This window comes from Blautia ammoniilytica, from assembly GCF_025566965.1.
Lineage (GTDB): Bacteria > Bacillota > Clostridia > Lachnospirales > Lachnospiraceae > Blautia_A > Blautia_A ammoniilytica.
Map to the genome: position 1 here is coordinate 1 of NZ_JAOQJL010000059.1, position 10,795 is coordinate 10,795.

The following is a 10,795-nucleotide window of genomic DNA, read 5'->3' on the forward strand; positions in this document are numbered from 1 at the left end:
TTATTTTACTCTGAGGTATTTTTTTCTCAACCTTCTTTCTCGGAATTCCTTATATTTGAATTATACAAGAAGCTCCTTTACACTCTGAAGGAGTTTCTCAATAAATGTATAGGTTGGTTTCTTCTTTTCCCACAATAAGAACATCCGTGGAATCCTTAATTTTATTTTTACCCGGCCACTTCAGAGCATTATGCAGATGCGCCAGTGTCTGAATGCAGGGAACCAGCTCGATTCCAAACATGGAAGCGTATGCATCCATCTCCTGGATTTCAGCTTTTATATAGCGTCCGCGGTAGCTGCCGAAATAGGGTTCTCCAGGTACTTCGTAGGTATCTTCTGTATACAGCATCAGTACATTCATTCCCATTTTGGCAAGTGTCCGAATGACAGATTTTACTTTTTCTACTGTAAACACAGCATTTCTGGAGCAGTCCAGCATAAATCCGTTCCGTTCAAAATATACCGTTTCCTGATTTTTTTTCCGGAATCTGCTTCATCGCTTCCAGTAATGCCTCTGTTCCCGCCTTTAGTTTTTCACATCCCATAACTGAAAGTGCAAACGAAAGCTACATAGCCTTTTTTCTCCTTTTGCCGTTACGTTCTAGTAAATCTGCTTTAGTATATACCAGCATGTTTCTTTTTGTCTATGGACAGAATAATTGGAAATATAGACAAAATGAGAGGCCAGATCAGATTTATTCTGCCCGGCCTACCTTTTCTTCATTTTTTCACTGTCAATCAGATCATAAATCATATCCAGAAAGTCAAGTATCCTGGCTTCTCCCACGGAATCATCCAGTAAAACACCGATCCAGTGCTTTTTGTTCATATGATATCCAGGTAAAAGACCATAAGTCTGTGTGAGCAGGCTAACCATTTCGGGATCACATTTCACATTCATGATATCGACTTTACCTTTTTCTGGTAATCCGAGATATTTTCCCTCTACGCACATAAACACAGCATACCATTTCCTGTTTCTGTGTCTGAGTACAGCAGAATTTGGATCTCTTTTCCAAAGATATTCTGGCTCTGTCCCGTACTGCTCTTTTACGTACTTATAAATTGCTTCTTTTTTCACAACCAAATTCTCCTAACTTTTCCTCATAAAGATAAAAAGCATTACCGCATCACGATAACGCCCTTTCTCACTGTAATAGGAACAATACAATTGATAGCACAATTGGAATTACTCACGCCAAAATTGACGTAGCCACCTTCCAAAAAGTTTTCCGTTTTAATTTTATAAGATGTTCGTAAGAGTTCTCTATAAGCTGGTGTATTTTATGATACTCAATATATGCATTTTCAAATTCCGTATATGCCTCTTCAACATCTTCAACCATATTTTCTTTTGCCGCAATTAATTGTTGTTTAGCTTTGGCTACAGTTTCGCAAAGCTTACTCCAAAACTCTCCATTATCAATCACTGTTAAATCAGTAAAACGATAAGTATGTATAAATTCCTTATAAAAATCACTGTATGCAAGACATAAATACTTATAACAGTCTAATATACAGCGTTTCATATGACTGTTTGCTTTATTGATATTTATTTCTATAATGTTTTCATCATCAGTTTCGTAACACTTTGCAGTGTGACTCATAATTGACCGGACTTCATTTAAAATTTCTACAGGAAATTCATTTTCCATAACCTCAAGCTGTGCTACATATGGTTTCACCGTATTTTGGTATTGTTCATATATCATGCTGATTTGTTCCTGATATTTTACCTGATATACTACTGTATGAAGTTTGCTTTCCGGCATTATTTTATCCTCGCTAGCTCTTCATTAACTTTATCCATTGTTTTGATGCGTCTTCTAGATAGCAATGGATTTCCTCTTCCTATTTTTCTTTTATCAACCTTACCTGAAAAAATCAACTTGCGGTTGTTTCTCTTTTGAATATAGGATATCTCTTCATCACAATCCATATTTACAATATCCTTGTATCTTTTCCCAAGCATTTTTTCAAGTATCTCCTGTGATGAGTTACTGATTTTATACATGCCTATCCCCACACTTTTCTTCATTATCCTTTATATGGTTTATGTATCGTATTATACACATATCCGAACGTTTCAATGCAAACAAATATGGTTTTACTATAAAAGTCCTAAATACCATTGTCAACGAATTTTTCGTATATTTACATGTTTACCGTCTCATAACCAACTCTCTCACTTCGAGCATGTAGCAAAAAATCTATCATACCAGATAAGGAATGCCAAAACTGTCCAGATTTTACGGCTGTTATCTGCCTTTTTATCTTTATGGTCGTTCAGGAGCTGAAGCAGTTTCTCTGTATGGAAAAATTCTTCTGCTTCTTTCGAGGTAAATAAATCTGTTACCATCTGATACCAGTCATTCTGCCGCAGCCACACACGGATTGGAATGGGAAAGCCAAGTTTCTTCCGTTCATCGGTTTCCTGTGGAAGAAATCCTGAAACAGCTTTACGGAAAATATATTTGGTTGTACCCGCTGCAATCTTGGCTTCTTTCGGAAGCTTTGCTGCAAAATCAAAAACTTCTTTATCCAGAAATGGTACTCTGACTTCCATGGAATGTGCCATGCTCATTTTATCTGCTTTCTGCAAAATATCGCCAGGAAGCCAGTAGTTCAGATCTACAGACTGCATTTTTTCCATGTCTTGAAGTGATCCTCTGTTTTCTGACTCAAGCTCTTCATAAAATGGTCTTAAATATTCCTGTGTGGAAGGTCCTGTTACTTTATTTTTCAAAATCTGTGCTTTCTCTTTTTCACGGTAAATATATGCATTTCCGATGAAACGTTCTTCCACTTTCATTCCTGCACGGATAAGGAAATCCCGACCTTTCACGTCTGGCAGCTTTGCGGCCAGTTTTCTGACAGCGCGTCTGAGCACGAACGGAATCCAGGCAACTTTTTTCAATGCTTCAGGTTCTCTGTAAATATTGTATCCACCGAAAAGTTCATCTGCGCCTTCCCCGGAAAGGACTACCTTAACATGTCCGGCAGCCTCTTTGGAAAGAAAATAAAGTGCAACTGCAGAGGCATCCCCAAGTGGTTCATCCATATGGTACATCACATCTGGAAGGGCATCCCAGAATTCCTGCTTGGATATGATTTTCACATGGTGTTTCAAACCTGCTTTTTCTGCCACTTTGGCAGCTTTGTTTACTTCACTATATCGGTCTCCCTCATCAAATCCCACTGTAAATGCCTGGTCTGCACCGGAGGAAGAAGCCAGATACCCGGAGTCCACTCCACCGGATAAAAACGCGCCGACTTCCACATCACTTAACATGTGGTGCTTCACCGAATCCTTTAAAATCTCTGCAAGCTGGCTCCGCAGCTGCTCCATATTTGTCTTACGGTCCCACTTGCCAGGTGTAAGCTTTGTTTTGAAATAAGTCTTTATTTCATAGTTTCCGTTTTTATATAAAAGCATATGTCCGGGCATCAGTTTATAAATCCCCTTAAAAAAGGTCTCTTTCAGAGGGGAATATTGAAATGACAAATACTGCTCCAGTGCCTTCTGATTTACTTTTCTTTCATAACCTGGAAATGCAAGGATACTCTTAATTTCAGAAGCAAATACAAAGTGTCCATCTATTTCGGCATAGTACACAGGCTTAATTCCAAAGAAATCCCTTGCAAGCATCAAAGTCTGCTCTTTTTCATCCCATACTGCAAACCCAAACATTCCCCTGAGCTTATCCAGTGCCTTCTCCCCATACTGCTGAATGGTATTTACCAGAACCTCCGTATCGGAATGGGTACGAAAAGAAATGCCGGAAGCCTCAAGTTCTTCCCGCAGTTCTTTATAATCGTAAATTTCCCCATTAAAGACAATATGCAGATTTCCATCCGCACTTTCCATAGGCTGCTGCCCATCTTCTAAATCAATAATACTAAGTCTTCGAAAGCCCAGCGTAATATTCTCCCTGCACAAAGAGTCCTTACTATCCGGGCCTCTATGCGCAATGGCTTTCATCATCCTTTCAATTACTGTCTTCTGATCCTGTCTGTAACCTGTAAATCCACAGATTCCGCACATTTCTTCCTCCGTATCCATTTGATGTAGTTTAGACACTGCAACGACTTTTGTTACAATCCAAAATTATTTTTGTCGATATTTTATCATAAAATGTCTTTCTTATCAAATAATTATATTTCTATTTCCAAATAGCTTTTATATCTGATATAACATTTTACAAGAAAAGAAACGTTTTCCAGTCTCTTATTTGCTTTCGGAAAACGTTTCTTTTCATTTACTCTTCATATAGATTTCCGTTCTCATCGGTCCAAGTTCCGTCACCATTATTTGTGTATCCTACACCGTCTGTATCACGGTAATAATAATCTCCGTTTGTAGTCTCTTTTACATTAACGGTGCCGCTGCTGCCCTTGAGTTCATGCTTTTCCAGCTGTGTTCCGAAACTATAGTCTTCATCATTCCAGGTACGGTAGGAATTTCCATTGGCATCTGCCCAGCTCCCATCTCCCTGATAACTGTATTGGAATCCATAATCGTCGGAATAGGTTCCGTCCCCATTATCGTAAAGGACTCTGGATTCTTCATCGCCTTCACCTGCTGCTACAATTGATGCCACACCGGACGCAGTACTGAATCCACTGGTATATGGCACGCCTGCCGGAAGATTTTCATTATGTGATACATTCCCACTACCACCAGAACTGCTTTCGTAATCGGTTGATCCATTCTCCTGGCTTTCATTTTCTGTATCAGCTGCAGAAGAATTTTCTGCATCCACACTTTCTGTCGACGTTTCTTCATTTTGTGACAGATCTGCGCCAGGGTTCTGCACGTCATTGCTTTCCTGCTTATTTACCGTTTCGGAAAAAGGTGCATACTCTGGCACATTATTCTTCTCCTGATCTGTCTTTTTTTCATTATGAGTTTCTGCCTGCTCTGTTTTTCCAGTTTCTTCCGGTGCCTCTGCTGACACGCTGAATGCCAGATTTCCTCCGACAAGCAGAACTGCCATCAGAATTCCCGGTAGCAGTCCCCGTCTAAATTTCCGGATATTGAGCATATACAGAATCCTGTCTTTAAATACCATTCCACTGTCATTAAGGCTTGCGCTCACATATGGTACCTGATTGTCCATTGCGACTGTTCGAAGAAGCAGTTGTCTGTAAAGCCTGTTTTCTTCCAGGTTTATCCGATGGATAACATCTGTATCACACAGATTCTCAATATCTTTATCTGCTTCTTTCAGCATCAGAAGAAGAAATGGATTAAACCAGTATATCGATGCACAGATCCGTAAAAACATCTTATACCAGAGATCCCGATGATTGTAATGCGTCAGTTCATGGTAAAAAACAAGTTTTCTTTCTTCGGCAGAATACCCGGTTGCAGGCAGATACAGTTTCGTATGAAAAAGCCCTGCCAGAAGCGGTGTGGTAAGACCTGCATTCTGCCTGAGTTCCGGTATTCTGCGTACATGCTTTCTCTGACACACCTCTCTGTACATCTGAATACTCACCGGGTCACTTACTAACAGACTCATCCGTTCCAGATTCTTCGTAGAAAGGTAATATGCCAGAAATTCTCCTGCAAGTTTGAGGATTGCCACAACCAACCAGACGGCTGTAAAAATCACTGCTGCAATTCCCATCCATCTGCCTGAATCACGCATGACAGGCACCTTCTGCGAAGAATTTTCAGAGGAATTCTGTGTGTTTTTGTTTAATGACTGCATATTTTCTAAATTCTGTAGTCTGTTTCCCTGATTTTCTGTTCCGACCATACTGCCATTTGGATTCAGATTCTGTCTGTCATATGTGCGGTATTGCGGCACATTAAAAGTCACAACTGACAAGTCTGCCGGCAGCTGTAATGGAAATGTCAGGCTGACTGCCACGATCAGCCAGATAACATATTTCCATCTGGCTGAGACTTTACCTTTTAGCAAAGCTGCAAGCACTTTGACCAGCAAAATTACAACTGCTGCAATAATATTCAGTTTCAAAATATGCAAAACAAATACTTCCATAGTTCGCTATTTCTCCCTGTCCTCAAGTTCTTTAAGGAAATCACTAAGATCCTGAATTTCTTCAGGACATACCTTTTTCCCCTGATACAAAGACGTTACAAATTTTTTCAAAGAGTTCCCATAAAGCTTCTCAAGGACACTCTGGCTTTCATGTGCCTGATAATCCGACTGTGAAACCAAAGGTGTATACAGATTCATTTTACCCTGTTTGGTCACTTTCACAAAATTTTTGGCTTCCAGCCTGGCCAGCAGCGACAGGATCGTTGTCGGAGCAAGGCTTTTTTTCGTATTGATCACTTTTTCAATTTCCATTCTGTTCATCGGAGGTGTATTATTCCAAAGAACAAGCATAATGTCCAGTTCTGATTCCGGTAGTCTCTGATATGTTTTTTTCACGCTCTCATTCTCCCTCTTTCTACAATTGTAGGAACGATTTTATTATACCATATCAGTCAATTTCTGTATAGCTGTTTCCATTCTCATCTGTCCAGGTTCCATCTCCGTTGTCTGAAAATCCGGTACCATTTTCGTTGTGGAAATAATAATCACCATTTGTAGTCTGTGTAATGGTTACTGTATTACCGTCCGAATCCTCAAGGTCATGCTGTTCCAGAGTGGTTCCAAGATAATGGGTTTCATCATTCAGGGCTGAGTACGTGTTTCCATTTTCATCGGTATAAGTTTCATTCCCGTTATCAGTATATTTCATTCCGTCATCTCCACGATATTCGCAAGAATAATCTTTGTGAAGAATGTAGTTGATCTCAATTGTATTTCCATCACTGTCAACCAATGTCAGTGGTGAGGTGGAAATAATATCTGAACCATCATCGTTATCTGCGGAAGCATTCACGTCTGCATTGGAAGAATCTGAATCTCCCTTGCCTCCCGGATTGGAAGTACCGGTATCTTCCTGATCAGAATTCTCTGTTGAATCTTCATATGCTTGTCTGGTAAGGGAGGGATTTCCTGGATAGGAAATATATTCTACGAATTTTCTGACATCACCGATATCATCTGCATCTTTTGCATATCCCACCGTCATATATAAACTGTTCCCCTCTGAATAAACTGTCTGATAGCAGGCTTCATACGTATCATCGCATTTTGCAATTGCTATATTGACATCATCAAGTGAATATTTATAAATGTTTACATAATCACTTCCATTCGTATAGCTTGCATAAGTACCTTCCGTATCTGCTTTTTCCCAGTCGGAATCAGCTGGCGGCTGTGTATAAAAGTCATTATTTTCTGCTGCCAGAACCGTTCCTGCTGAAAAAGTTCCTAATATCGCCGTAGTGATAAGTGTCATTAACTTTACTGTTCCTGTCTTCATAGTGCATTCTCCCTGTTTATTATTTTCTACTTCTGTAGAAGTTGTTCATATTCTACATCTGTAGAATATAAATGTCAACCATATTTTCTACAATTTCAAAATATTAACATGCACATACTGTGTTCGAACCTGATTCTGGATTTCTTCACTCTCGCATCCTCTGATAAATAATCGGCTCATCATACCTAAAAGTTCTTCTACCGTTTATTTCCATTGTTTCTGATACTTCCAGCTTTTTTGCATTAAATTATTTATGAAGGGTAAACTTTAGCACAGGAGAGAACATGCTTATACTGCCGCCTTCCCAGGTATTCCCATGCTTCTGGTAAATGGCCGGATTGAACTTTGCAGAACGCTTTAAGTGTTATCGATTTCTCGTAACACCCGTACTGCCGCCTGTACCAGCATTTTGGTCGATGGGGTATCGGAGGATACTGTGGGGATGCCTTCTTTTGCCAGCATATAAATCTTAGCGGCTTTATCCTGGCTCTGATGGTATCCCTTCTCTTTTGCCCATTTTAGATAGCTTTCTATAAACTGTTCCTCCGATTTCTTCGTGATATTGTCATAATGCCAATATTCCTCCACAAAATCCCCTAGCTTATCTTTCCCATTTGTTTCATTCCACCCTTTCAGTAGCGTTTTAATCCCTGGCATCGTATAGTCCAAAAGATGAGTCAGTTCCAACACGCTTTCCACTCGCATCCGCATATAATGGCGGTACTGTCGACCTAAAAGCTTTAGTTCTCGTAAATGCTTTCTTCCAGTTCATATTCTTTCAGTCGATACCAATGATCAATTCCATAGTTAGAGATTGTAATGGCATCTTGCTTATCTGTTTTCACACGCCTCAATCCCTGACAACGGTATTCCTTGGCGTACCTTAGTTAGATGGGCACTGTCATGACCACCACTGCACTATTCCGTTAATGATCACAAAAAACCGCCGGATTCTTCCGGCGGCCCCTTGCTACATTAGTTGTCCAATCTTAATCTTCTCTATCATGGACTGATATTCTTTTTTCGTTATTACTTTATGATCCAGCAGATTTTTATAATAGCTTATTTTCCGTTCCTCGCTACACGTATCCGGAACGATTTCTTTCTGTTTTGCTTTTCCACTCCGGTATAAACAATATGCAATCAGATATACAATCACACAAATATAGATCATTCCAAAGTTCCACACGTTATACAGAAAGGTTCTCATAGACCAACTATTTAAGATAGCATGATATGTATTAAGGCTAAAAGTAACTAACCACATGCTGAACTGCGCAAAAAAATATACGATTGCTGTTTTCTTTCGCATCCCGATTCTTGCCTTGGTCAATCTGAATGAAGAATTGATCATGATTATCAGCGATTCTATTGCAAATAGTTTCCCTATAATCATCACCCATTCACACCCGTCTTCATAAGAACGGAAGTATAGCTGCCTCCATGCCATCTCAAAACCAAATTTAGAAAGCACTTTTAGAAACATCACATAACTATATGCCTCATATATTAAAAGCAGCGTAAACAAAATCCCTGCTATATTACACTTCTTATTTCTTTTCATAATCATATCTCCATAGCCCATAAATCAACAGCTGCAAATTCTACCCGGTAGTCTCTGTCTTTTTTTCCGCAATAAAGACACATTCCCTTTAACGGGTAAGGATCATGGTAATAACCGATTCCTTTGGAAGGTAGTACAAGAGCAGCAGTTCCAACCAGCGTTTCTCCATCATAGATCTTTGCTATTATTGTTCCATCGATAACAGCTTTTATATCCTCAAATATTGTAAAGGGTTCAGTAAGAGCAACTTTCGTAGTCACGGTACAGGTTCCAGTTTCCGATACTTCAACTTTAGTCTCTGTAAAAGCAAGTCTTTTCAAACAGGTCTGCACATCGTCTTTCGCCAGCAGTTTTGTCTTGGCACTATCAATAGATACTGCAACTCCTCTCGCCTGGCTTTCATAAGAAACGGCTCCCATATAAGAATTCGTGATTAGTGGGGAAAAAGCCTGCAGGTTTGCCTTATTCTGAGCCCTTATCTGTGCATTTTGCGCCTGGATATTAAGTGCCGTTGCTGCTCCGGCAGCAGGACCGGCTATTCCATTTACAATGCCTCCATGAATTGCCCAATCTTTTTCTTTTTGTTGCGAAGCATTCATCACAGCTTTTGCTCCACTTTTAAGGGTATCTGCTGTTTGCAAAAGTGCAGCCCTTTCAGCAGTAAGCATGGCAATCCGCTTTTCTCTTCCAGTCATGCCCTCATATTTCACAAGAGTTTTCTGCTCTGCTCTTTCTTCTTCCCTTTTAGCTTTTAAAGAATCATCCAGTTCTTTTTGCTCTTTCTTTTTAACCAATACTTCTGCTTCGGAATACAGATCTGATATATCCGAATATTTAATCCCATGTTTTTCGGCTATCAATTTAGCTTTCTGTACTTCTTTTTCATTTTTACACTCTTTGATATCAGCTTTAAGGCACTCTTTGTAAAACTCTTCTTTTTTATTTTTTTCCTGTGTCTCTACTGTTATTATCTTATTTTTGCAGATCAGATTAAAAATATGAATTACCACTCCGATTCCAACTATAATAAATGCAGGTTTGAATAAGGAATTACTATTAGATGCAGTTTTAACTATACCGTAATTAGGCTTGGATGGGGCATTCATGATCTCTGAAAGAAGGACTGCTATCCCTCCCACAGTTATCACTATCCCTGAAGCTATCTGTCCCTTTTTACATATCGTTGTTTTTTTAAATGCACCATACAAAACTACGATTCCCCATAAAGCGATAATGCTTCCTATAAGCTTTTCCAAAAACACTGCTTCTCCTCCTCTTACTCATAATATTTGCTTTTTCTGTAAAACCGTCCTCCTTTGAACGATCTTATTTATAACATATTTTATAATATGTGATATTTCTGGAAGATTGTCTGTTTTTACAGAAAAGACTTATTTTTTAAACATAACATATTCTGTAGTCAAATACCATATGCTGTCAGATAAGTACTTTAATCGTAAAAAAAGGACCCGATGCATCAGGATCCTTACATTTGTACTATTTCTGAACTTTTAATTAAAACACAAGCTTTCTTTTTTTTGAGCAGTTTTGGTAAATGAAAAATGGCGAGATGCTTATCGTAACACCCCGCCGAACAACCGATTTTCATAAGATCCGCATAATCAGGACAATTTTTACATTTTATACTGGTAATAACTTAGCATTTTTTATAATATCTTGAATCTGCTTTTCATCCACTCCAGCCACATCAGCAATCTGAGCAGTTGTATAACCCTTTTTGTACATACTTATAACAAATTTTAATGTTGTTGCTTTTGTCGCAGCTTCAGTTGCATCTTCTGTGAACTACTCGGCAACTGAGTTGCCAGAGCATCTGAAATCTGGCGGGATACCGCCTTTTTCAGGGTGCGTCCATGACAC

The 10,795-nt window shown here is 39.2% G+C and carries 10 protein-coding genes and 1 pseudogene; all 11 read right to left on the reverse strand.

What is annotated here, in order from left to right:
• Positions 1-97: 97 nt before the first annotated feature.
• The 11 genes and pseudogenes from OCV61_RS17785 to OCV61_RS17840 all read right to left on the reverse strand — a co-directional run bounded on the left by OCV61_RS17785 (position 98) and on the right by OCV61_RS17840 (position 10,170).
• Entirely contained in the window at positions 98-439 is a 342-nt protein-coding gene (locus OCV61_RS17785; RefSeq protein ID WP_244093080.1) for a family 20 glycosylhydrolase, read from the reverse strand.
• 270 nt (positions 440-709) lie between these two features.
• A complete protein-coding gene (locus OCV61_RS17790; RefSeq protein WP_158422878.1) occupies positions 710-1,081 on the reverse strand; it encodes an MmcQ/YjbR family DNA-binding protein in 372 nt (123 codons plus the stop codon).
• 112 nt (positions 1,082-1,193) lie between these two features.
• Positions 1,194-1,772: a hypothetical protein gene (locus tag OCV61_RS17795; protein ID WP_158422879.1), complete on the reverse strand. Its 579-nt coding sequence runs from the start codon at positions 1,770-1,772 to the stop codon at positions 1,194-1,196.
• On the reverse strand, positions 1,772-2,014 hold the full coding sequence (locus tag OCV61_RS17800) for a hypothetical protein (RefSeq protein WP_173729300.1): 243 nt from the start codon (positions 2,012-2,014) through the stop codon (positions 1,772-1,774). The genes OCV61_RS17795 and OCV61_RS17800 overlap by 1 nt, the downstream gene beginning before the upstream one ends.
• Before the next feature lie 171 nt (positions 2,015-2,185).
• Positions 2,186-4,045, reverse strand: coding sequence for an asparagine synthase (glutamine-hydrolyzing) (gene asnB, locus OCV61_RS17805; protein WP_158422881.1), 1,860 nt, complete (start codon positions 4,043-4,045; stop codon positions 2,186-2,188).
• 214 nt (positions 4,046-4,259) lie between these two features.
• A complete protein-coding gene (locus OCV61_RS17810; protein ID WP_158422882.1) occupies positions 4,260-6,011 on the reverse strand; it encodes a M56 family metallopeptidase in 1,752 nt (583 codons plus the stop codon).
• A 6-nt stretch (positions 6,012-6,017) separates the two neighbouring features.
• A complete protein-coding gene (locus tag OCV61_RS17815) occupies positions 6,018-6,407 on the reverse strand; it encodes a BlaI/MecI/CopY family transcriptional regulator (protein ID WP_158422883.1) in 390 nt (129 codons plus the stop codon).
• 52 nt (positions 6,408-6,459) lie between these two features.
• Positions 6,460-7,350, reverse strand: a complete 891-nt coding sequence (locus OCV61_RS17820; RefSeq protein ID WP_158422884.1) for a hypothetical protein — start codon at positions 7,348-7,350, stop codon at positions 6,460-6,462.
• 360 nt (positions 7,351-7,710) lie between these two features.
• Positions 7,711-8,225, reverse strand: a pseudogene (locus OCV61_RS17830) (IS110 family transposase); the annotation flags it as partial.
• Between the two features lie 95 nt (positions 8,226-8,320).
• Positions 8,321-8,914, reverse strand: coding sequence for a hypothetical protein (locus tag OCV61_RS17835; RefSeq protein WP_158422885.1), 594 nt, complete (start codon positions 8,912-8,914; stop codon positions 8,321-8,323).
• 2 nt (positions 8,915-8,916) lie between these two features.
• A complete protein-coding gene (locus OCV61_RS17840) occupies positions 8,917-10,170 on the reverse strand; it encodes a hypothetical protein (protein ID WP_158422886.1) in 1,254 nt (417 codons plus the stop codon).
• Between the last annotated feature and the right edge of the window lie 625 nt (positions 10,171-10,795).